Origin of the sequence: Aeromonas bestiarum, assembly GCF_000819745.1 — a bacterium.
Taxonomy (GTDB): domain Bacteria; phylum Pseudomonadota; class Gammaproteobacteria; order Enterobacterales; family Aeromonadaceae; genus Aeromonas; species Aeromonas bestiarum.
This window is the reverse complement of sequence record NZ_CDDA01000007.1, coordinates 22,124-44,433: the sequence shown is the minus strand read 5'-3', so window position 1 is coordinate 44,433 and position 22,310 is coordinate 22,124. Positions and strand designations below refer to the sequence as shown.

The 22,310-nt window shown below is 59.6% G+C and carries 25 protein-coding genes; 18 read left to right on the top strand and 7 right to left on the bottom strand.

Annotation, left to right across the window (positions count from 1 at the left end; genetic code table 11):
* Window positions 1-63: 63 nt before the first annotated feature.
* A complete protein-coding gene (locus BN1118_RS03445; RefSeq protein WP_043136515.1) occupies window positions 64-903 on the top strand; it encodes a PfkB family carbohydrate kinase in 840 nt (279 codons plus the stop codon).
* 298 nt (window positions 904-1,201) lie between these two features.
* Window positions 1,202-1,654: an Rrf2 family transcriptional regulator gene (locus BN1118_RS03440; RefSeq protein ID WP_011704258.1), complete on the top strand. Its 453-nt coding sequence runs from the start codon at window positions 1,202-1,204 to the stop codon at window positions 1,652-1,654.
* Window positions 1,655-1,732: 78 nt separating this feature from the next.
* On the opposite strand, the gene BN1118_RS03435 is transcribed toward BN1118_RS03440, so the two are convergent.
* Window positions 1,733-2,245, bottom strand: coding sequence for a ferredoxin-type protein NapF (locus BN1118_RS03435; RefSeq protein WP_043554588.1), 513 nt, complete (start codon window positions 2,243-2,245; stop codon window positions 1,733-1,735).
* A gap of 138 nt (window positions 2,246-2,383) precedes the next feature.
* Here BN1118_RS03435 and BN1118_RS03430 point away from each other — a divergent pair, with 138 nt between their 5' ends.
* Window positions 2,384-2,599 (top strand): hypothetical protein, encoded by a 216-nt coding sequence (locus tag BN1118_RS03430; protein WP_043136509.1) that lies wholly within the window; start codon window positions 2,384-2,386, stop codon window positions 2,597-2,599.
* The gene (rmuC, locus tag BN1118_RS03425; RefSeq protein ID WP_052449151.1) at window positions 2,596-3,936 is read left to right on the top strand and encodes a DNA recombination protein RmuC; all 1,341 of its coding nucleotides are present in this window, start codon (window positions 2,596-2,598) and stop codon (window positions 3,934-3,936) included. Before BN1118_RS03430 ends, rmuC begins: the two co-directional genes overlap by 4 nt.
* A 94-nt stretch (window positions 3,937-4,030) precedes the next feature.
* Here rmuC and BN1118_RS03420 read toward each other — a convergent pair whose 3' ends face one another.
* The 5 genes from BN1118_RS03420 to def all read right to left on the bottom strand — a co-directional run bounded on the left by BN1118_RS03420 (window position 4,031) and on the right by def (window position 9,911).
* Window positions 4,031-5,473 (bottom strand): TrkH family potassium uptake protein, encoded by a 1,443-nt coding sequence (locus BN1118_RS03420; RefSeq protein ID WP_043554587.1) that lies wholly within the window; start codon window positions 5,471-5,473, stop codon window positions 4,031-4,033.
* 96 nt (window positions 5,474-5,569) lie between these two features.
* Window positions 5,570-6,946, bottom strand: a complete 1,377-nt coding sequence (trkA, locus tag BN1118_RS03415) for a Trk system potassium transporter TrkA (protein WP_043136504.1) — start codon at window positions 6,944-6,946, stop codon at window positions 5,570-5,572.
* A gap of 157 nt (window positions 6,947-7,103) precedes the next feature.
* Window positions 7,104-8,396, bottom strand: a complete 1,293-nt coding sequence (gene rsmB / locus BN1118_RS03410; RefSeq protein WP_043554586.1) for a 16S rRNA (cytosine(967)-C(5))-methyltransferase RsmB — start codon at window positions 8,394-8,396, stop codon at window positions 7,104-7,106.
* Window positions 8,397-8,441: 45 nt separating this feature from the next.
* Entirely contained in the window at window positions 8,442-9,386 is a 945-nt protein-coding gene (gene fmt / locus BN1118_RS03405; protein ID WP_043554585.1) for a methionyl-tRNA formyltransferase, read from the bottom strand.
* 12 nt (window positions 9,387-9,398) lie between these two features.
* On the bottom strand, window positions 9,399-9,911 hold the full coding sequence (gene def / locus BN1118_RS03400) for a peptide deformylase (protein ID WP_042866891.1): 513 nt from the start codon (window positions 9,909-9,911) through the stop codon (window positions 9,399-9,401).
* Window positions 9,912-10,019: 108 nt separating this feature from the next.
* Between def and BN1118_RS03395 the strand changes: the two genes are divergently transcribed.
* The 10 genes from BN1118_RS03395 (at window position 10,020) to spfP (ending at window position 17,073) form a co-directional block, all read left to right on the top strand.
* The gene (locus tag BN1118_RS03395; protein WP_043554584.1) at window positions 10,020-11,108 is read left to right on the top strand and encodes a LysM peptidoglycan-binding domain-containing protein; all 1,089 of its coding nucleotides are present in this window, start codon (window positions 10,020-10,022) and stop codon (window positions 11,106-11,108) included.
* Between the two features lies 1 nt (window position 11,109).
* A complete protein-coding gene (gene dprA / locus BN1118_RS03390) occupies window positions 11,110-12,225 on the top strand; it encodes a DNA-processing protein DprA (protein ID WP_043554583.1) in 1,116 nt (371 codons plus the stop codon).
* Window positions 12,218-12,691 carry a DUF494 family protein gene (locus BN1118_RS03385; protein ID WP_043136489.1) on the top strand — a complete coding sequence of 158 codons (474 nt, stop codon included), beginning with the start codon at window positions 12,218-12,220 and terminating at the stop codon, window positions 12,689-12,691. The genes dprA and BN1118_RS03385 overlap by 8 nt, the downstream gene beginning before the upstream one ends.
* 55 nt (window positions 12,692-12,746) lie before the next feature.
* Window positions 12,747-13,304 carry a DNA topoisomerase family protein gene (locus BN1118_RS03380; RefSeq protein WP_043554582.1) on the top strand — a complete coding sequence of 186 codons (558 nt, stop codon included), beginning with the start codon at window positions 12,747-12,749 and terminating at the stop codon, window positions 13,302-13,304.
* 74 nt (window positions 13,305-13,378) lie between these two features.
* Window positions 13,379-13,885 (top strand): 5-(carboxyamino)imidazole ribonucleotide mutase, encoded by a 507-nt coding sequence (gene purE, locus BN1118_RS03375; protein WP_043136483.1) that lies wholly within the window; start codon window positions 13,379-13,381, stop codon window positions 13,883-13,885.
* Window positions 13,886-14,019: 134 nt separating this feature from the next.
* Window positions 14,020-14,580, top strand: coding sequence for an L-threonylcarbamoyladenylate synthase type 1 TsaC (gene tsaC, locus BN1118_RS03370; RefSeq protein ID WP_043554581.1), 561 nt, complete (start codon window positions 14,020-14,022; stop codon window positions 14,578-14,580).
* Window positions 14,581-14,691: 111 nt separating this feature from the next.
* The gene (gene hemF / locus BN1118_RS03365) at window positions 14,692-15,600 is read left to right on the top strand and encodes an oxygen-dependent coproporphyrinogen oxidase (protein ID WP_043554580.1); all 909 of its coding nucleotides are present in this window, start codon (window positions 14,692-14,694) and stop codon (window positions 15,598-15,600) included.
* Between the two features lie 103 nt (window positions 15,601-15,703).
* A complete protein-coding gene (aroE, locus tag BN1118_RS03360; protein WP_043554579.1) occupies window positions 15,704-16,525 on the top strand; it encodes a shikimate dehydrogenase in 822 nt (273 codons plus the stop codon).
* Window positions 16,522-16,782: a DUF1488 family protein gene (locus BN1118_RS03355; RefSeq protein ID WP_043136474.1), complete on the top strand. Its 261-nt coding sequence runs from the start codon at window positions 16,522-16,524 to the stop codon at window positions 16,780-16,782. Before aroE ends, BN1118_RS03355 begins: the two co-directional genes overlap by 4 nt.
* 165 nt (window positions 16,783-16,947) lie before the next feature.
* Entirely contained in the window at window positions 16,948-17,073 is a 126-nt protein-coding gene (gene spfP, locus BN1118_RS22500) for a small protein SpfP (protein WP_462934466.1), read from the top strand.
* Window positions 17,074-17,574: 501 nt separating this feature from the next.
* Here spfP and yihA read toward each other — a convergent pair.
* Window positions 17,575-18,228: a ribosome biogenesis GTP-binding protein YihA/YsxC gene (gene yihA / locus BN1118_RS03350; RefSeq protein ID WP_043554578.1), complete on the bottom strand. Its 654-nt coding sequence runs from the start codon at window positions 18,226-18,228 to the stop codon at window positions 17,575-17,577.
* Window positions 18,229-18,370: 142 nt separating this feature from the next.
* On the opposite strand from yihA, the gene BN1118_RS03345 reads away from it, so the two are divergent.
* From BN1118_RS03345 to hemN, 4 genes are all read left to right on the top strand, one after another.
* Window positions 18,371-18,988: a c-type cytochrome gene (locus BN1118_RS03345; RefSeq protein ID WP_043136470.1), complete on the top strand. Its 618-nt coding sequence runs from the start codon at window positions 18,371-18,373 to the stop codon at window positions 18,986-18,988.
* A gap of 827 nt (window positions 18,989-19,815) precedes the next feature.
* On the top strand, window positions 19,816-20,394 hold the full coding sequence (yihI, locus tag BN1118_RS03335; RefSeq protein ID WP_043554577.1) for a Der GTPase-activating protein YihI: 579 nt from the start codon (window positions 19,816-19,818) through the stop codon (window positions 20,392-20,394).
* 11 nt (window positions 20,395-20,405) lie between these two features.
* Entirely contained in the window at window positions 20,406-20,846 is a 441-nt protein-coding gene (locus BN1118_RS03330; RefSeq protein WP_043554576.1) for a DUF2489 domain-containing protein, read from the top strand.
* Between the two features lie 27 nt (window positions 20,847-20,873).
* Entirely contained in the window at window positions 20,874-22,247 is a 1,374-nt protein-coding gene (gene hemN, locus BN1118_RS03325; protein WP_043554575.1) for an oxygen-independent coproporphyrinogen III oxidase, read from the top strand.
* Window positions 22,248-22,310: the final 63 nt, after the last annotated feature.

The following is a 22,310-nucleotide window of genomic DNA, read 5'->3' as shown; positions in this document are numbered from 1 at the left end:
TTCAGGGAGGGCCGTCAGGGCCCTTTCTCATATACTGGGATCCCTTGTCAGTGAGGTCTCTCCATGTCCCGTATTCTGCTGCTCGCCAATCTCAACTGTGATCATGTGCTCTCCCTCTCCGAACCCCTGGTGGCCGGAGCCCGCCTGCAATACGTGGATCAGGGCCGCCGGCTGGGGGGCGGCGCCGCCAACACAGGCATAGGGCTGGTGTGGGCCGGCCACGAGGTGACCATAGCCTCCCGCATCGGGCTGGATGAGGCGGGCGACTGGCTGCTGGAGCAGGCGGCGAGCTATGGGCTGGACTGCTCCCACGTGGAGCGGTTCGGCGGCGAGACAGGCGAGCTGTTGATCCTGGTGGACTCCACCGGCGAGCGCACCATCCTCAGGCGACCGAGGCGCCCCGATCTGCCCGGCGACTTGCCGCTGGAGGGGGTGGACTGCCTCTATGTGAACTATCCCGGCACCGCCATCATCGGCTACATGCGCCAGATGCTCGGCAAGAGCTTCGTGGTGGCCCAGTATCCCAAGGGGGGGCAGGCGCGCCGCCCTTGCCACGTGCTGGTGGCCTCCCGCTCCGATCTCGGCGAGGTGAGCGACCCCTGGCAGCATGCCCGCCAGCTGGCGGGTGAGCAGCTGGAGTGGCTGGTATTGACCGAAGGCAAGGCAGGGGCCGTGGCCATTCACGGCGAGGAGCAGATCCGGGTGGCGGCGCGGCCCGTGTCCGTGGTGGATACCACTGGGGCGGGGGATGCCTTCGCCGGCGGCCTCATTCACGGGCTGGCACGCGGCATGGCGATCCAGGATGCCCTGCAGTGCGCGGTGGATTGGGGCGCCTTCGCGGTCGCCTCCGAGAGTTCGATTCCCTCCAGCGCCTTGAAAAACTGGCTCAGGCAGCCTCACTGAATCCTGAAAAACGGTTTCGTATGGTGCAGGTGAATCCACCCGGGTGTTTGGGGAAGACAGGCGAATTTAGCCGCCAAAAACACCCCAAACCTTGGACTAAGCCTGCAAGTTTGCGATCAATCAAAGAAAGTGTCGATTTATGTGCATCTTCATCGACACCCGCCTGAGCTGCTCTTAACCTTGTCACTCCACGACTCAGATTAAGATGCGTACTCCGTGCAAGCGCAAGCGCGGCCCCGCCTCTTAGCTTTAGGTTGTCGTCCTGATTTCTGGCTTGTAGTAAGAGGCAAGTGCGACCATGCAACTGACACGATTTACCGACTATGCCCTGCGTACCCTGACTTTTTTGGCGGTTCAGCCGGGAGATCGCCTGTCGACCATCACTGAGGTGGCCGATACCTTTGCCATCTCCCGCAACCACGTGGTCAAGATAGTGCACCAGCTCGGCATCAAGGGGTACATAGAGACGGTACGTGGCAAGCATGGCGGCATCCGCCTCGGCCGCTCCGCCGTCTCCATCAACCTGCGCGATGTGGTGATGGACATGGAACACGTGCTCTGCCCGGTGGATTGCAAGCGCGAGAACTGCCGCCTCTCCGGTGGCTGCCGCATCCAGGGCATACTGCGCCGCGCCATGAACGCCTTCCTCGAGGTGCTGGGGGAATACACCCTGGCCGATGCGGTGCGCGATCCGACCCGGCTCTGCCACCTGCTCGGCATCGAACAGGATTCCATCCTGGCCATGGCATAAACGCCGCGCCGAACTGACAAAGGGGCCCCCGGGCCCCTTTGTGCTTTCTGGCGTGTGAGCCAAGGGTGGCGGTTGGGGTCAGAGCTGGGGGATCAGGGTGATGGCGCCATGGAAGCAGGCGAGACCGCAGGCACCGCAGCCATCGCAGGCCGCCATGTTGACGCTGACGCCATCGGCGGTGGCCTTGATCGCCTGCTGGGGGCAGGCATCTTCACACAGCAGGCAGTAGAAGCCCTGTCTGGCCTGACAGCTCGCCTCTATCTGCACCCGGGTCTGCACCTGGCGTCCCCACTGGAGGTTGAGGGCGCCGGTCGGACAGGCTCTGGCGCAGCTGCCGCAGTAGCTGCACTGGCCGCAGGCGAGATCCAGCACTGGGGTGCCGGCGATGACGGTCCCCTCATATTCGGGCTGGCTTGCCGGTTTGAGCAGGCCGTTGGGACAGGCCTTGAAGCATTCACCGCAGCGGGTGCAGAGGGAGAGGTACTGGGACTCTTCGATGGCCCAGGGCGGGCGTGCCTCGTGACAAACCACGTCCGGTTTGCGGGAGCCCCCCAATGCGTGCGTCAGCCATCGACAGAAAAAATGAGTCATGCTCACCCCTGATACCTATTAGGGGTTAATTTTATCCAAGTTTCGGCTGGCAAGCCAGAGAATAGCGCCGGCCAGGATCGCAAGCCGGGTTGCCCTTGTGTAAGCTAGGCGAGTCTTTTTGCGGGATTGAATGAACTCATGTGGTTATTTCTGTGGCGTGCGTCTCTGTTGTATATCTTCCCCCTGCTGATGTGGGGCTACTGCCGCATCAAGGATATCGAGTTCGCCGAGCTCGATACCGGGGTTAACAGTCACAAGTGGGTGGTGCTGGCCGCCTACCTCCTCTATGTGGTGATCTGGCTGTTGCTCAACCGCTACCTCGAGCTCTTCCTGCGTCAGCGGAGCCGCAAATGATCGAGCCCGGGCTCTGGGGGATCTTGTTGCCTGCCGCCGTGCTGGCTCTCGGGCTTGGCTGGCTGATCGGGCGTCGGGCCGCCACGGCGCAGGCTCAGGAGCTGATGCTGGCACAAGAGCGCCATCAGGCGCTGCAGGATCGCTTCGACGAGTTGCAGGACGAGCGGATGCAGGGCCAGCAGAAGCTGGATCAGCAGCAGACCCTGCTGATCAAGCTCACTGCCCGCCTCAAGGATGCCGAAGCCACCCTGCGCAGCGAGCGGCTGGCCGCCGCCGAGAAGCTGCAACTGCAGCAGGAGGCGGAGCAGCGTCTCAGCCAGCAGTTTGAAAACCTCGCCAACCGTATCTTCGAGCAAAACTCCGGCAACTTCCGCGAACTGAACCAGAACAGCCTGGATCTGCTGCTGACTCCGCTCAAAGAGCAGCTCGAGGGTTTTCGTCGTCAGGTGGGAGAGACCCACGCCCAGGAGACGGCCCAGCGCCACAGCCTCAAGTTCGAGCTGGAGCGTCTGGCCGAGCTCAATGCCCGCATGACCGAAGAGGCGGCGGCCCTGACCCGCGCCCTCAAGGGGGACAGCAAGCAGCAGGGCAACTGGGGCGAGGTGGTGCTGGCCCGCATCTTGAGCGAATGCGGCCTACGCGAGGGCCACGAGTATCACACCCAGGTCAATATCGAGGTGGACAGGGGCAAGCGCTATCAGCCCGACGTCATAGTCCACCTGCCCCAGGAAAAAGACATCATCATAGACGCCAAGGTGTCGCTGACCGCCTACGAGCGCTGGTACAACTCGGACGACGAGCTGGGCAAGGCGGTGGCGCTCAAGGAACACGTCGCCTCGGTGCGCAACCACATCCGCGAGCTGGGCCGCAAGGATTACCAGCAGCTGCCCGGGGTGCGCACCCTGGACTATGTACTGATGTTCGTGGCGGTGGAGCCCGCCTTCCTCACAGCGGTGGAGGCCGATCCCTCCCTGGTGCGCTACGGCCTCGACAACAACATACTGCTGGTGAGCCCCACCAACCTGATGGTGGCGCTGCGCACCATAGAGAACCTGTGGCGCTACGAGCGGCAGAACCAGAATGCCCGCCAGATCGCCGAGCGGGCCGGTCGCCTCTACGAGAAGCTGCGGCTGTTCGTGGAGGAGATGCAGCAGATGGGGGGCAGCCTGCACAAGGCGCAGGAAAGCTACGACAAGGCGATGGGGCGGCTGGTCAACGGCCGTGGCAACCTGATCGCCCAGGCAGAGCGCTTCCGCGAGCTGGGAGTCGAGGTGACCAAGACGCTGCCCGAGCCGCTGGTCAACCGCGCGCTGGAGCGGGAAGAGTCCGCCGAGTGAGGTGGATGGTCATGCACCGCATGAGAGGAAGAAGGGCAGCCATTGGCTGCCTTTCTTGTTTTCGTTTGTCGGCGGACTGCGGAGTGCAACTTGATCACTGCTTCCAGAAGGAGGGAAAAAAGAGCACGGCCACTGTCAGGATCTCGAGCCGCCCCAGCAGCATGCCGAACGACAGTATCCACTTGGCCGAGTCCGGCAGGGTGGCGAAGTTGGTGCTGGGTCCTATGACGGGGCCCATGCCGGGACCCACGTTGGCCACGGCGGTGATGGAGCCCGAGATGGCAGTCAGGGGATCCAGCCCGATGGCGGCGAGCAGGGCGGCGATCAGCAGTATGACGGCGAAGTAGGCCAGCACGAACGAGATCATGGAGCGGATAATGGCATCGTTGACCGGACGACCGTTGTACTTCTGCGGGAAGACGGCGGAGGGGTGCATCAGCTGGCGCATCTGTTTCTTGAACAGGGCGAATGCCACCTGTACCCGGAAGATCTTGAGCCCGCCGGCGGTGGAGCCGGAACAGGCACCCAGTGCCAGCAAGATGATGAAGATGATGCTGGTGAGCGGCCCCCAGGTGCCGAAATCGCCGAGGCCGAAGCCTGTGGTGGTGAGCACTGAGACTATGTTGAAGCTGCTGATGCGCAGGGCATCCATGAAGCCGTAGATGTCCCTTATCCACAGATAGAAGGTGACGACGACGGTGACCCAGATCACCAGCCAGAAGAAGCCCTGGACCTGTGCATCCTTGAGCAGGCTGTTGTCACGGCGGGAGAGGGCTTGCACATAGAGCAGGAAGGGCAGGCCGCCGAGGAACATGAAGAGGGTGCCGATCCAGTGCGCCGAGTTGGAGAAGTGGGACATGGACTGATCCGAGGTGGAGTAGCCGCCGGTGCTGAGGGTGGTCATCGAGTGGTTGACCGCCTCGAACAGCGTCATGCCGCTCACCCAGTAGGCGAGGAAGCAGAGCATGGAGAGCACCAGATAGACCACCACTATGTTGTTGGCCACCGTCTTGGCGCGTGGCGCGCTCTTGTCCGACCAATCCGAGCTCTCGGTCTGGAACAGCTTCATACCGCCCACGTTGAGGTAGGGCAGCACGGCCACCGCCATCACTATGAAACCCACCCCCCCCAGCCACTGCAGTATGGAGCGCCACAGCAAGATGCTGTGGGCCATGCCGTCGAGCCCAGACAGCACTGTGGAGCCCGTGGTGGTGACCCCGGACATGGTCTCGAAGTAGGCATCGGTGAAGTCGATGTGGTTGATGAAGAAGAAGGGCAGGGCGCCGAAGATGCAGGCCACCACCCAGACCGAGGTGGTGAGCAGAAACATCTCCCGCACGCCGAGGTGGAACACCGCCTTGCGGCCGTAATGGAGACAGAGCAGGGCCGCGCCGTGGGTGATCAGCACGGATTTCAAGAACTCGACGAACCCCTCGGAGCCGGTGAGCAGGGCCAGCAGGGTGGGCAGCCACATGAACAGGGCCAGCTTGGAGAGCACCAGCCCGAGCGTGAAGATGATGGGACGCAGCTTGATCATGCAAGATAACCTGGTCGTTGATTGACAAAAGACCCGGACAATCCCCTTGGGAGGTTGTACCGGGTCTGGTTTGCGCTGCCTGGATGCATGGGCAGATTACAGGAAGAAGGGACTTGGCTGGAACAACCGTTCCACTTCCGGGATGTACTTCTTGTCCACCAGGAACATCACCACGTGGTCATCCTGCTGGATCCGGGTGCGATCGTGGGCAATCAGCACCTCATCACCGCGCACTATGGCACCGATTGTGGTGCCGGGCGGCAGCTTGAGCTCGCCGACCGTCTTGCCGACCACCTTGGAGGTGTTCTCGTCACCGTGGGCTATGGCCTCGATGGCCTCGGCCGCACCACGGCGCAGGCTGTAGACGTTGGCGATGTCGGCCCGGCGCACGTGGGTCAGCAGGGCCGAGATGGTGGCCTGCTGGGGCGAGATGGCGATGTCGATGGAGCCGCCCTGCACCAGATCCACGTAGGCGCTGCGCTGGATCAGCACCATTGTTTTCTTGGCGCCCATCTTCTTGGCGAGCAGGGCCGACATTATGTTGGCCTCGTCCTCGTTGGTCACCGCGATGAAGACGTCGATCTGGTCTATGTGCTCCTCGGCCAACAGTTCCTGATCCGCCGCGTCGCCGCAGAAGACGATGGTGTTCTCCAGCACCTCGGAGAGCTGCTCCGCCCGCTTCTGGTTGCGCTCGATAAGCTTGACGCTGTAGCGCTTCTCCAGCTGGCGGGCGAGGCCGGCGCCTATGTTGCCGCCGCCGACGATCATGATGCGACGATAGGGGCTCTCGAGCCGCTGCAGCTCCGACATCACGGCCCGGATATGACCGGCGGCGGCGACGAAGAACACCTCGTCATCCGCCTCTATGATGGTGGTGCCTTGCGGGCGGATGGAGCGCCCCTGACGGAAGATGGCGGCGACCCGGGTCTCTATGTTGGGCATGTGATCCCGCAGGGTGGAGAGCGCATTGCCCACCAGGGGGCCACCGTAGTAGGCCTTGACCGCCACCAGACCCACCTTGCCACCGGCAAAGTCCACCACCTGCAGGGCGCCCGGATACTCGATAAGGCGACGCACATAGTCGGTCACCAGCTGCTCGGGGGCGATCAGGTGATCCACAGGTACGGATTCCGGCAGGAACAGGCGATCCCGCTCCACCAGATAGGCAGGGGAGCGAATGCGCGCCACCTTGTTCGGGGTATTGAACAGGGAGTAGGCCACCTGGCAGGCGATCATGTTGGTCTCGTCACTGTTGGTGACCGCCACCAGCATGTCCGCATCCTGGGCGCCCGCTTCGCGCAGCACCTTGGGGTGGGCGCCGTGGCCGTTCACCACACGCAGGTCGAACTTGTCCTGCAGCTCCCGCAGCCGGTCGCTGTCGGTATCGACTATGGTGATGTCGTTGTTCTCGCCGGCCAGGTTTTCGGCCAGGGTGCCACCGACCTGGCCAGCGCCCAGAATGATGATCTTCATAGGGACCCCTCAGGGAACGAGGATGCGTTGCAACGGATGGCAATCTGGTCGGGGTCAGTCGTCAACATGATGATTCTCATAGGGAAAGCTTGCTCGATGTTGCGCAGTAATGGGTGCCGTCAAGCGGCACCCGTCATCTTCATGGCCATTGCCCTGCTTACCGCTTGATCAGCTTGGCATAGTAGAAGCCATCCATCTCGGCTTCGCCCGGCAGGAACTGGCGGCCCGGGCACGCCGGCGTGTCCTGTTCGTGCAGGGGCACCAGAGTGGCATCCGGGGTGGCAGCCAGGAAGGCGCGGATCTGTTCGCGGTTCTCTTCCGGCAGCACTGAGCAGGTGGCGTAGAGCAGAGTACCGCCGCTTTTCAGTTTCGACCAGAGAGCGATCAGAATACGGCGCTGCAGCTCGGCCAGCTCACGGATGTCCTGATCCCGGCGCAGCCACTTGATGTCAGGGTGGCGGCGGATGACGCCGGTGGCGGAGCAGGGGGCATCCAGTAGGATGCGATCGAACTGACCCTTTGGCCACCAGAGTTCCGGGGTGCTGGCATCACCGTGGATCACCTCGGCCTTGAGGCCGATGCGATCCAGGTTCTCCTGCACTCGCTTGAGGCGGTGTTCGTCTGCATCGACGGCGACCACCCCGGCCAGCTTGGGCTGACGCTCAAGCAGGTGAGCCGTCTTGCCACCGGGGGCGGCGCAGGCATCCAGCACCCAGTCACCCGGCTGGGGATCGAGCAGGCGTGCGGCCTGCTGGGCGGCACCGTCTTGTACCGAGCAGTCGCCAGCCTCGAAGCCGGGCAGCTTGGTCACGTCGCAAGGGCGTTCCAGCAGGATGCAATCTTCCCCTTCCTCACCGGCCACCGCATTGATGCCCGCTTCGGCCATGCGGGCCAGCATCTGCTCGCGGCTCTGGCGCTGGCTGTTGTTGCGGATCCACATGGGCGGGCGCTGGTTGTTGGCCTCCATGATGAACTCCCAATCTTCGGGATAGGCCTGGCGCAGGCGCTTGGTGAGCCACTCCGGGTGGCCGAGGCGAATGCTGGGAACGCGGTCGATGCGCAGCAAGATGACTTCGGCGCTGCGCTGGAAGTTGCGCAGCACACCATTGATGAGGCCGCGCAATGAGGTGCCCTTGAGCAGTTTGACGGCGTTCACTGTCTCGGCCACGGCGGCGTGGGCCGGAATGCGGGTGTAGATGAGCTGATAGAGACCGACCAGGATCAGATAGTGGAAGATGCGGCTCTTGTTCTTGAGCGGCTTGTCCATCATCTCGTTGACCGCCGCATCGAGGCGGGGCAGCCAGCGCAGGGTGCCGTAGCAGAGTTCTTGCAGGAGGGCGCGATCGCGGGGCGCAACCTTCTCCTGGGCAGCAGGCAGAACAGCGGAGAGGGATTGGCCCTGATCCAGCACCTGTTGAATAACGAGAGCGGCCTGTGCACGTGTTTTCATAATGTTACCTTAGATGCGCAAGTCGGGGCCTGGGCCCCGCTTGGTTCAATTCAATTGCGTGCCGGGTTCAAACCAGTCGCGGCGAGAGTTGAGCAGATCCGAGACGGACATGGCTTTCTTGCCGGGCGGTTGCAGAGTGAGCAGGCGCAGCACGCCCTTGCCGGTGGCGATGTCGATCCCCTGCTTGTCGGCCTTGAGCAGGGTGCCGGCGTTCTGGCCATGGTCGCTGTCGATGACGGTGGCTTGCCATACCTTGATGGTCTGGTCAGCCACTTCAAACCAGCTGATGGGCCAGGGGTTGAACGAGCGGATGCAGCGTTCGATGGCGACGGCCTCCATGGCCCAGTCGATGCGGGCCTCTTCCTTGGAGAGCTTCTCGGCGTAGTTGGCCAGCGCATCATCTTGCGCCTCGGCAGCGGTTTCACCGGCAGCCATGGCATCGAGGGTCTCGACCAGTGCCTGCGGGCCCAGCTCGGCCAGCTTGTCATACAGGCTGGCGGAGGTCTCATCGGCGGCGATAGGGCAGCTCACCTTGCGGATCATGGCGCCGGTATCCAGCCCCACATCCATCTGCATGATAGTGACGCCGGTTTCGCTATCGCCCGCCCAGATGGAGCGTTGGATAGGTGCGGCACCGCGCCAGCGGGGCAGCAGGGAGCCGTGCACGTTGATGCAGCCGAGGCGCGGGGTATCGAGCACCGCCTTGGGTAGGATCAGGCCGTAGGCCACTACCACCATGAGATCGGCGCCAAGGGCAGCCAGTTCGGCCTGCGCCTCTTCTTTGCGCAGGGAGGCGGGCTGGTAGACTGGCAGATCGTGGGCGAGGGCCAGGTCCTTGACCGGGCTGGCAGTGAGCTTCTGGCCACGACCGGCCGGTTTGTCTGGCTGGGTGTAAACGGCGACGACCTCGTGGTCGGAAGACAACAACGCCGCCAGGTGACGGGCGGCGAAGTCGGGAGTACCGGCAAAAATCAGTTTCAGCTTGTTCAATGGGGCAGATCCTCAGAGGATTTTGCGATCTTCACGGGCCATCTTTTCCAGCTTCTGGCGAATGCGCTGGCGCTTGAGTGGGGACAAGTAGTCCACAAACAGCTTGCCGACCAGATGATCCATCTCATGCTGTATGCAGATGGCGAGCAGATCGTCTGTTTCCAGCTCGAATGGCTTGCCGTTGCGATCCAGCGCGCGCACCTTGACCCACTCGGCGCGTGGCACCAGAGCGCGGTGCTCGGGCACTGAGAGGCAACCCTCTTCGATGCCGGTGCTGCCGGATTGCTCGAGGATCTCGGGGTTGATCAATACCAGAGGATCTTCACGGTTTTCAGAGACATCGATCACTATGATGCGCTGATGAATGTCGACCTGAGTGGCGGCAAGGCCTATGCCTTCCTCCGCGTACATGGTTTCGAACATATCATCTACAATGTGTTGTAACTCGGGTGTAAAGGTCTCGACAGGGGCTGCGACAGTGCGCAGACGTTCATCGGGAAAACGCAATACATCTAGAATGGCCATAGTTTTTTCTTTAGTTTCGTATAAATGCAGTCAATATTGGCGTAATTCTAGTCATTTACGCCGACAAAAAACAGCAACACTTTGCGTGCAGAAGTAACAGGGAGTGTTATGTATCTGAAGCAAACCATCCTCGCCTGCCTGCTGGCCACTCTGAGCCAGGGTGCCTTGGCCGATCAGTTGAAATTGAAAGCGGGTTATCCCGAGCGTTATGTCGTGCAAAAAGGCGACACCCTCTGGGATATTTCGGGCCAGTATCTGGCAGAGCCCTGGCTCTGGCCCCGCCTGTGGAACATCAATCCCCAGATTGCCAATCCGCACTGGATCTACCCCGGTGACGTGCTGCATCTGAGCTGGGTCAACGGCGAGCCTCGGCTCGGCAAGGCGACACAGGGGGGCAAGCCGGTCGTCCATCTCTCGCCCAAGAGCCGCTACGAGAACAAGGCCAATCCGGTCCCGACGCTGCCGCTCAGCGAGATAGGCCCCTTCCTGCAAACCGACCACATTCTGGCTGACAACCAGCAAGCGAAAAAGCTGCCCTATGTGCTCGGCAACAACGAGGCCCACATCGGTATGCTGGAGGGCGACACCCTCTATGTGCAGGGCTCGCTGACGCCTGGTCAGGACTACGGCATCTATCATCCGGGCATGGTTTACAAGGACAAGCAAACCGGCGAGCTGCTGGGGCAGGAGGCGGTCTTTGTCGGCACGGCCAGAGCCGAGGAACGGCTGCCGGATGATCGCACCCGGGTCACCCTCAGTCACAATCAGCGAGAGGTGTATCAGGGGGACAAGGTGATGCCTTTCCCGCCGCAGGAAACGCTCTCCGCCGTGTTCACCCCGAAGGCGGCGCCCGTGATCTCACCGGGCTACATAGTCGATCTGCCGAGCAAGGCCCGTGGCGGTGGCAAGTTTGATGTCGTGCTCATCAACAGGGGGCTGCGGGATCAGCTTGCCCCCGGCGATGTGCTGGAGATCCGGCGCCCCGGTGCCAAGCTGGTGAGCAAGAACGGCAAGGTATCGTACAAGGAGTACTCTTCCGTCTACAACAAGGCCTTCTACTCGGCCGGCAAGCCCCCCTTGCCCTCGGAGGCTGTGGCCAGGGTCATGTTGTTCAAGGTGTACGACAAGCTGAGCTACGGCCTCATCATGCAGAGCCAGGACATGGTCAGCTCCGGCTATCAGGTCAGTAACTTCTAACGTGCCACCTCCACTCGGGCGGGTCTCGCTGTGGCTGACGCTGGATGCCGTCACCGGTATCGGCCCCGTCACCGCCGCCCGTCTGCTTGCCCACTTCGGTGGCGATATCGCCGCCCTGTTTGAGAGTGATGATGGTCGTTTGCGGGCGCTTGGTCTGCACTCGGCCCAGATCCGGCAGCTAAGATGGCCACTACCTTCGGTTGAGCAGGGGCTGAGCTGGGCCACCGAGCCTGGCAATCACCTGCTCTGCCCCGATGATCCCGCCTATCCTGACCTGTTGAAAGAGATCCCCGCCGCCCCCTTGCTGCTCTACTGTCGTGGCAATCTTGCCGCCTTGTCTGTTCCACAGCTGGCGATGGTCGGTACGCGCCACCCCACCTATGCCGGCAAGGACAATGCCGCGCGCCTGTGTACGGAACTGGTGGCGTATGGTCTGGCGATCACCTCGGGACTCGCGCTCGGTATCGATGGTGTCTGTCATCAGCAGACCCTGGCGACTGGTGGTATCACGCTCGCCGTGCTGGGCTCCGGCCTCGACTGCCTCTACCCCAAGCGTCATCAGGGGCTGGCTGGCCAGATCCTGGAGAACGCGGGTGTGCTCATCTCCGAGCTGGCGCCGGACAAGGGGCCGCTCGCCGAACATTTCCCTCGTCGCAATCGCATCATCAGCGGACTGGCGCTCGGAACCCTGGTGGTGGAGGCGGCCGAACAGAGTGGCTCACTCATCACGGCCCGCTACGCGCTGGAGCAGGGGCGTGAGGTATTTGCCGTTCCCGGTGCGCCGCAGAATGTGCAGGCGCTGGGCTGCAACAAATTAATCCAGCAGGGGGCCAAACTTGTATTGAGCGCGGCCGATATAGTGGAAGAGCTTCCCGGATTGGTCAGCCTGGCACGGAAACCGGATGGATTGCCTGAGCAACGGCATAATAGCGAATTGCCTTATGCCGATTTGTTGGATAACGTAGATTATGAGACCACGAGCGTGGATACCGTCGCCGAACGGGCCCAGCTTCCTGTCGAAGTGGCATTGGGCAGGTTGGTAGAGCTGGAGCTTTCCGGTGCAGTGATGGCGGTAGCCGGTGGATACGTCAGAGCGAGGAGGGCGAATCATGTTTGATGTATTGATGTACCTTTTCGAGACCTACATCCACAGCGATGCAGATGTAATGGTCGAGCAGGATGAACTCACCGACGAGCTGAGTCGGGCCGGTTTCGATAAAGACGAGATCGAGAAGGCGCTCGACTGGCTGGAGCGACTGGCCAACCTGCACGATAGCGAGCGGGAGGTGTACGTCACCGCCAGCGCGCAAGGCTCGATGCGTATCTATGCCCCGCAAGAGCTGGCTCGCCTCAGCACCGAATGCCGTGGCTTCCTGCTGTTCCTGGAACAGGCTCAGGTACTGAATGCCGAAACCCGCGAGATCTGCATCGAGCGTCTGCTCGAGCTGGACAAGCCGGATATCGAGCTGGACGATTTGAAGTGGGTCGTCATGATGGTGCTGTTCAACGTACCGGGCAGTGAAAATGCCTACCAGCAGATGGAAGAGCTGGTGTTTGATGAGTCAGACGGCGTCATTCACTGACAGTCCGGTGCCGCGCTGGTAGAATTCAGGCCATCTGGATTTCAAGGCGCAGCCCATGTCAAAAATCGATCATCATCTCTTTTCTGCCCACGAACAGGCGTTCGAGCGAGAGCCGTGTCCGCAGTGTGGTGCCGAGCTGGTGATCCGACAGGGCAAGCATGGCCCCTTTCTGGGCTGCTCCGCCTATCCCTCCTGTGACTATATCCGTTCCCTGACGCCATCCGGCCGCGACATCGAGAAAGTGCTCGAAGGTTCGGCTTGCCCGGATTGCGGCCAGCCGCTGGCAATCAAGAAGGGGCGTTACGGTCTGTTTGTGGGTTGTACCCAGTATCCGGCCTGCCAGCACATCGAATCCCTGCAGGAAAGCGACGATACCCAGATCCTCTGTCCCGAGTGTGGCAAGGGTCATCTGGTGAGTCGCACCTCCCGCTATGGCAAGCAGTTTTACTCCTGCGATGGGTATCCCCATTGTAAATATGTGGTTAACGACAAGCCGATCCCCATGCCTTGTCCCGAATGTGGCTGGGGCATCATGGTAGAGAAGAAAGTGAGGGGAAATCTGAGGTGGATCTGCCCGCAAAAGAAATGCGGCCATCAAAGTGAGCAGGTATAATCCCGCCGCCGTAACCAAATTGAAACGTTTTCGGCGAACTTCAACCCCCCACTTGGAGTAAGGAAATTCCCACCATGAATAAACCCTTTGTTGCCGTATTGATGGGCTCTGATTCTGATTTTCCCGTGATGCAATCTACCCTTGAAGTCCTCAAGTCGTTTGATATCACAGTGGAGGTCAAGGTTACCTCTGCGCACCGCACCCCGGCTGCGACTCATCAGTATGTGACCGATGCCGAGGCCCGTGGCTGCAAGGTCTTTATCTGTGCTGCCGGTTTGGCGGCTCACCTGGCCGGTGCCGTTGCCGGCATCACCACCCGTCCCGTGATCGGGGTGCCCATCGATGGCGGCCCGCTCAAGGGACTGGATGCGCTGCTCTCTACCGTGCAGATGCCGGGCGGTGTGCCAGTAGCAACCGTGGCGATCGGCAAGGCCGGCGCCAAGAACGCGGGCTATCTGGCGGCTCAGATGCTGGCGGTCGGAAATGATGAGCTGGCGGCCAAGGTACGTGCCGAACGTCAGAAGAATGCCGAAGAGGTGATGGCCAAGGATGCCGCCCTGCAGGCTCAACTGCTCAAGTAAGTGATAAAGCGGCAACCAGCCGGACATGTTCGCGCTTTATAACAGGACGCACGGATGTGTAACGGCGGTTGTCGCTCTAACAGGTTCAATCCAAATAAGTGATGAGGCGGCAGCCTGGCTGCCGCATTTTTTCTATGCCCAACGAATTTGAACAAGCGGTTGCCGCCCTCCACAGTGAAGGGGTGATCGCCTATGCCACCGAGGCCGTGTTTGGTCTGGGTTGTGATCCCGACTCAGAATTGGCGGTGCAGCGTCTGCTGGCCATCAAGCAGCGTCCGGTGGAGAAAGGCTTGATCCTGATCGCCGCCGATCTGGCGCAACTGCAGGAATATATCGATGTGAGCCAGCTCAGCGCCGAGCAGCTGGCCCGGGTCGAGGCCAGCTGGCCCGGCCCCTTCACCTGGATCATGCCCGCTCGAGCCGCGACGCCGACCTGGCTGACCGGTCAGTTCGACACCCTGGCTGTGCGAGTGACGGCCCATCCTCAGGTGCAGGCCCTGTGCCGCGCCTTCGGCAAGCCACTGGTCTCCACCAGTGCCAACCTGACCGGCGAGGAGCCTGCCCGTCGGCTAGCCGAGATCGGTGAGGTGCTGGCAAGCCAGCTGGCCTATGTCCTGCCCGGCGAGGTCGGGGGCCAGGCCAATCCTTCCGAGATCAAGGACGCCAGAACCGGCGCCATCATTCGCCCCTCCTGAGTGGGGCGGGCTGACCCTTTTTTACCGCAATGCACATGGGCCTTGAGCCCTGGGTGTGACATCACAATAAAATGGACAGGGCGTTCAAGATCCTGCCTGACTGGAGACAAGATGAGCAAACCGGACGTGGCCCAGGTCAAGGCCTTCCTGTTGCAGTTGCAGGACGAGATCTGCCGTGGCCTGGAGCAGGCCGATGGTGCCGGGCACTTTGTGGAAGATGCCTGGTGCCGCGAGGGTGGCGGCGGTGGTCGTACCCGAGTGTTGCGCCATGGCGCCGTGATCGAACAGGGAGGCGTCAACTTCTCTCACGTCTATGGCGATGCCATGCCTGCCTCGGCGACGGCCCACAGGCCCGAGCTGGCGGGTCGCAAGTTCGAGGCCATGGGGGTGTCGCTGGTGATCCACCCGCACAATCCCCATGTGCCGACCAGCCACGCCAACGTCCGTTTCTTCATCGCCGAGAAAGAGGGCGAAGCGCCCATCTGGTGGTTCGGCGGTGGTTTCGACCTGACCCCGTTTTATCCGTTTGCCGAGGATGTGCAGCACTGGCACCGGGTATCGCACGACCTCTGCCAACCCTTTGGCGAGCAGGTCTACCCCGAGTTCAAGTCCTGGTGCGATCGCTACTTCTTCCTCAAGCATCGCAACGAGACGCGCGGGGTGGGTGGCCTCTTCTTCGATGACCTGAATCGTTGGCCGTTTGCGGATTGTTTTGCCTTCATGCAGGCGGTCGGCAAGGGCTATCTCGATGCCTACCTGCCGATTGTCGAACGGCGCAAGGCTCAGCCCTATGGCGAGCGGGAGCGGGAGTTCCAGCTCTATCGTCGTGGTCGCTATGTGGAGTTCAATCTGGTGTATGACAGGGGAACCCTGTTCGGCCTGCAGACCGGCGGACGTACCGAGTCGATCCTGATGTCTATGCCACCACTGGCCCGCTGGGAGTATGACTGGCAGCCGGAAGCGGGCAGTCCGGAGGCCTTGCTCTACACTGACTACCTCACGCCACGAGAGTGGCTGTGACCAGAGGGGCCATCATGGCCCCTTTTTACTGGCCGATATTCGGCTTGTTCCCGCGCGAGAAAACCCGTTAAATCGGAATATTGCCCTCTGATGGAACTCCTTGATGGATCGTTATCTGGTTTTTGGCCACCCGGTGCGCCACAGCAAATCCCCCTTTATCCACACCCTGTTTGCCAGGCAGACCCAGCAAGAGCTGGAATATGGTCTGGCCGAACCCGCCATCGATGAGTTTGCCACGACCCTGCGCGCCTTCTTCGCACAAGGGGGCAAGGGGTGCAATGTCACGGTCCCTTTCAAGGAGCAGGCCTTCGCGCTGGTCGACAGGTTGAGCCCGAGGGCCAAGCGGGCTGGGGCGGTCAATACCATCAAGCTGACCGACGACGGCGTACTGCTGGGGGACAATACCGATGGTGCCGGTCTGGTGGCGGATCTCAAGGCCCACGGCGTGACCCTGACGGGCGGTCGGATCCTGCTGCTGGGCGCCGGAGGGGCTGCCCGTGGTGCCCTGGCGCCCTTGCTGGCCGAGCATCCGGCCGAACTGGTGATTGCCAACCGCACCCACGCCAAGGTGGAGCAACTGGCGGCCGAGTTTCACGATCTGGGGGCTGTCACGGCCCAGCGCTATGAGCTGCTGGAGGGGGTGTTCGATCTCATCATCAATTCCACCTCTGCCAGCCTGCAAGGAGAGCTGCCGCCCCTCGCCCCTGCGCTGATCCACGCCGATATTGCCATCTACGACATGATGTATGGTGCCTCGGATACCCCTTTCATCGGCTGGGCCAGACAACAGGGAGCCCGCCAGATCATGGATGGGCTGGGCATGCTGGTCGAGCAGGCGGCGGAGGCCTTTACCGTGTGGCGCGGAATCCGGCCAGGGACTAAACAGGTATTGAGAGAACTGAAACGAAATCTGGGGACCCTATGAACCAAGGCATACTGTTTCCCGAGCTGGCGGACTGGCAGGCGCATGAACAGCGGATCCATTTCCCGGCCCAGCAGAGAGGGGCTCTGGTCGATTGTTACATCAGTCGCCGGCGCCTGGAAAAGATGACTGGTCTTTCCCTCGTCAGGGAGGAGGACATACTGCGCGCCTTCGAGAGTGTGCGCTTCGATATCGAAGATGTGGCAGAGAAACTCATTGAAGAACAAGAGTTTGCGGAAGATGGTGCAATATATCTCTAAGTTTTCTTAGTTTTTTCTCAAAGCAGCGGAACTTGTGTGGAATGCCGCTGACTAACTAGATAGTTGAGGAAGTGCTAGCTAGTCACCTTTATAACTCCCCGGTATTCGTACTGGGGATTTTTTTATCTACATGAAAAATAAAGTGTTTTATGTAATTCATCTTTCATGAAACTAAATTACATAAATTACTTTCACTTTCTGCTGCTTTGCTATACAGTTAGCAACGTAGGGTACAGAGGTAAGATGTTCTATCTTTCAGACCTTTTATTTCACGTAATTGAATGTGGCTGAATAGCAGCCCCGATGAGTATTCGTCGGGGTGTTTTTTTATGTGCGGCGTTTAGAGTAAATGCTTTAATGTGGCCAGATATTTGTTAGAATGAAGGGGCTTCTTGAGGAAAACCAGTTGTCTTTGTTCTCAAGATTTAGCTTCTTCCCAATTTTTGAACTGATTGTTTCAGGCCGATACTGCACCAGTGGTACCGGCCTCATTTTTGTCCCTCCCCGCCACCTCTATGTAATAAAATTTCATTTCCGTACTTATTGAGTGATGTGCCTTCAATTCGATGGCAGAAATCTGAAAACGTTGCCATGGGGATAAAAAGTTAATTTAGAATGGTAATTAACTTTTCATCCCATTGTTAAAAAAGGCTTTTATCAAATTTTCTTGAGGAAGAGTATAGGCGGGTATCTAGGGTTGGCGGGACGTCATCAAACTGAAAGTCTTTCAATCAGCGGAGGGTCAACTCCGCCAATTGCAAGGAGGGGATAGCAGTATGATGGAGGAATGCATTATTCCTCGATCTGCTCTTGCGCATCACCTTCGGCGATCTCGTCCGCCCCGGCCAGATACCAGCCAGACAGAGTCTGGGCCAGTTTTTCCACCCCGATATTGTTGAGGGAGGAGAAGGCTTCTACCTGGATCTGAGGGCCCAGGTCGGCAATGGCCTGACGAACCTTGATGACCTGATTGTTGCGGGGACCCGGGCTCAGTTTGTCCGCCTTGGTCAGCAGCAGCATGACCGGCAGTTCACGGTGGGAGCTCCACTCCAGCATGTTCATGTCGGTATCTTTGAGCGGGTGACGGATGTCCATCAGGATCACCAGGCCTTTCAATGACTCACGACGCTGCAGGTATTCTGCCAGTGACTTTTGCCACTTGAGCTTCATTTCCAGCGGTACTTGTGCATAACCATAGCCCGGCAGATCGACCAGACGCTTGCCCGGTTCCAGTTCAAACAGGTTGATCAGCTGGGTGCGACCCGGGGTTTTACTGGTGCGAGCCAGGTTCTTGTGCTTGGTTAAGGTGTTCAATGCAGATGACTTACCGGCATTGGAACGGCCGGCAAACGCAATCTCGACACCCCCATCATTTGGCAGGTGACGGATGTCGGGTGCGCTGGTCACAAAATGCACCTTATTGAAATTCAGAGTTTGTGTATCCAACGTAAATTCCCCATAGAGATAGAGGGTTATAGAGTTACTTTTTTGTGAAATCGTGTAAAATGGCGTCGCTTAAACGCGTTTATTTTAACATGCCTTCAGCGGCATGGGATCTGGAAGCCTAATAACGAGAAGTTGGAACGCCATGAAGAACCTAGTCATTACTCTTGCTCTGATGGTTGGCGTAACGGGGATGGCACAAGCCAAGGGCGATGCCGCTGCGGGACAATCCAAGGCTGCCGTGTGTGCGGCTTGTCATGGACCGGACGGAAACAGCCTTGTCGATATGTATCCCAAGATTGCTGGTCAGCACGCATCATATATCAAAAAGCAATTAGTTGAACTGAAGGCTGCAGCTTCTGGCCAAATTGGTCGAGTTGCGCCCATCATGGGGCCTATGGCGCTTCCCCTGTCCGATCAGGACATGGAAGACCTTGCTGCCTACTTCTCCAGCCAGAAGGTAACACCGATTGCGGTGCCTGATGACGCTGTAGCAGCGGGTAAAGCGCTCTATATGGGTGGTGACATGAGCCGTGGTCTGGCTGCTTGTACCGCTTGTCACGGTCCGCGGGGCTCGGGTGTCGAGCAGGCCAAATATCCGAGCCTGTCCGGCCAGCATCCTGCTTATATCAAGGCCCAGCTCACCGCGTTTCGTGCGGCTGCCCGTGAGAACGACCCGAACAGCATGATGCGGGACGTTGCCAAGAAGCTGACCGATCAGGATATAGAAGCCTTGTCCAAATACGTGGCCGGTTTGCACTGAAAACGCATTATGATGTACCCCATTGATATTAACGAGGAGCCACCGGCTCCTCGTTTCTTTTTGGCCTTTAACTCCATTTGGCCAATTTTTTCTCGCATTGTTGTAAGAGATCCCCCATTCATTGGCCTGGCCAGGGCTTAAACATGTTTCAAAAAATTTTTAGTAATTCATTAATTTCAATATGTTAAATGACAATAAGCAATTTATATCCGTTTGAAAACGTTCTTGGTGGATTGAGTCGTTTTATTAAGTTGATACAGTGGATACATGGAATGGCCCACGAGGCGATTCACGACCGGGATGTTGTGAAGACAGGATGTCTATGCGGCGGGATGCCACAGGACCACGCAAGTGACAGGCAAGGGATTGAAATACCAGGATGGTGACTGCTCAGGAAGAGCGGGGCTGCGGGATGCAACCACCCCAGAGTGATAGCCGGAGGCCGTCTCCATGGGTCAAGCAAGCACACGCACATTCAGGAACGACCATTAAGGTCAGGACGACCATATACAAAGATATGATGCGCAGAGGTATCACCAGGGACAGGGTGATTTACAGCCAGGGATGGGACTCGCATAAACATATCGAGGCAGCTTCGGCTGCCTTTTTTCTTTTGGGTCATTAACCCGATTAGCCATTCTGTGTCAAAATACCAGCAACATGCCCAGAGGATACCGATCCTGCGGTGTTCAGAGGCCAGAAATGGTCGGGTTGGTGCAGGATCCCGCTCTTGTTTCTGATCCACTGTCCCCCGTGTCAGTATCCTCCCCGGATGGTCTCATCCCGGGTGCGGCTTCAATCCAGTTATTTGTCGGAGTCAGTCATTCATGTCGGCTAAACAACCCAACCGCAAGCCTACCGGTAAGCGCAAAGAATCAGATGCCAGTGCCCTGGAAGGCCGTGAGCGCAAGCGCGCCGCCAAGCGTAAGGGCTTGAAGGCGGGTTCCCGCCAGCAGGCAGAACAGTCCAGCAACAAGAATGGCAAGCAGGCCAAGGATCCGCGTATCGGTTCCCGCAAGCCCATCGCGCTGATCGTGGAAGAGAAGAGCGGCAAGCCGGTTGCGCCCAAGCCGGTGAAAGAGAAGAAGCTGGCGATGACACCCGAGCAGGAGCTGGCTGCCATCGAGAATGATGATCGCCTGAACGATCTGCTGGATCGCCTCGATGCCGGCGAGACCCTGGAAGCGGCCGAGCAGACCTGGGTTGACCAGCGTGTCGATCGCTATCAGGAGCTGATGGATGAGCTTGGCATCATAGACAACGATGATGACGAAGACGACGATGGCTCCTTCGACGATGCCGGCTATGACGAGCCGAGCCAGCCCGCCTCCGAAGAGGAGCTGTGGGATCGCTTCACCCAGGTTGACTATCAGCCAGAGCCCAAGCCTGAGCCGAAGAAAAAGTGATGAGTGGATGGATGCTGGCCGCCCTGTTGGGCGGCCTGATTTTGCTGGGGCTGGCCTGGTATGCCGGTACCCTGCTGGCCCGTCTCAAGCGCCAGCGTGATGTGCAGATGCAGGCCGTTGCGGCCCGCAATGAGCGTATCCTCGACAGCGTACGGGTGATTGCCCATGCGGTGCGGGACGGTCAGTGCGATTATTCCGAAGGCGCCATCCGGCTGACCAATTTGCTGGATGCCTTGCAGATTCAGGGCGGTCGGGCCTTTGCCAGTGAATTTCCGGGTTTGTACAGTCTCTATGAGAAGGTGAAAGAGATGCCGACTCATGAGGCGAGACGGGCCCTCAAGCGCAATGAAGTGATGAAGATGGATCTCGAACGCAGTGGCTATGAGGCCGAGCTGGAGGCGCAGATCCTCAAGGATGTGGCCCAACTGAAGGATTTTCAGTTAAGCCGGTGAGCCGATAACAAAAAAGAGGAAGCAAGCGTGCAAGCAGAACAGATTGTGTGGGATCAGGCCCTGATCGAAAAATATAACTACAGCGGCCCGCGCTACACCTCCTATCCCACCGCGCTGGAGTTCAACGAGCGCTTCGGCTATCCGGACTTCGTTCACGCCGCAGGCCAGTATCCGGCGCGCAACCTGTCTCTCTACGTGCACATCCCTTTCTGTCACAAGCTCTGCTACTACTGCGGCTGCAACAAGGTGATCACCCGTCATCAGCACAAGGCCGATCAGTACCTCGACTATCTCGAGCAGGAGATCAAGGCCCAGGCCCCCCTGTTCAAGTATCGGCTGGTGACCCAGCTGCATTGGGGCGGCGGCACGCCCACCTATCTTGACGAAGCCCAGACCCGCCGGCTGATGGCCATGTTGCGCGAGCACTTCCAGTTCGCGGACGAAGGCGAGATCAGCATCGAAGTGGATCCGCGGGAGATCGAGCTCACCATGCTGGATGTGCTGCGTGAAGTGGGGTTCAACCGCATCAGCCTCGGCGTGCAGGACTTCAACAAGGCAGTGCAGGTCGCGGTCAATCGCGAGCAGGATAACGACTTCATCCGCGCCATGCTGGAGCGTGCTCGCGAATTGGGCTTTCGCTCCACCAACCTGGATCTCATCTACGGCCTGCCGCACCAGAATCGAAACAGCTTCCACCACACCCTGGAAGAGGTGCTCAAGACGGATCCGGCCCGCCTCTCCATCTTCAACTATGCCCATCTGCCAAGCCGTTTCGCCGCTCAGCACAAGCTGAAAGAGGAAGATATGCCGGCCCCCCGGGAGAAGCTGGCCATGCTGCAGGACACCATCGCCTTCCTCACCGGCCAGGGTTATCAGTTCATCGGCATGGATCACTTCGCCAAGCCTGATGACGAGCTGGCGGTGGCCCAGCGCGAGGGCAAGCTGCACCGCAACTTCCAGGGCTACACCACCCAGGGGGATTGTGATCTGCTGGGGCTGGGGGTCTCCTCCATCAGCATGATCGGCGACGCCTATTCCCAGAACCAGAAAGAGCTCAAGGCCTATTACGCTCAGGTAGAAACGCTGGGCCATGCCCAGTGGAAGGGGTGCTCCCTCAACCAGGACGACCTGATCCGCCGCGAGGTGATCAAGCGCCTCATCTGTGACTTCAGCCTGAACTTCGCCGCCGTCGAACAGGCTCATGGCCTGGTCTTCAGTGAGTACTTCGCCGACGATCTCAAGCTGCTGCAGACCTTTGTCGACGACGGTCTGGTACGCATGACCGAAGAGGGACTGGAGGTGGTCTCCACCGGCCAGCTGCTCATTCGCAACATCTGCATGTGTTTCGATGTCTATCTGCGCAACAAGGCGCGCCAGCAGCAGTTCTCCCGGGTGATCTGAACCGGCAGCCCGGCGCTGAAGATAAAAAAACCGCCTCTCGGCGGTTTTTTTATGGAGTAAGCA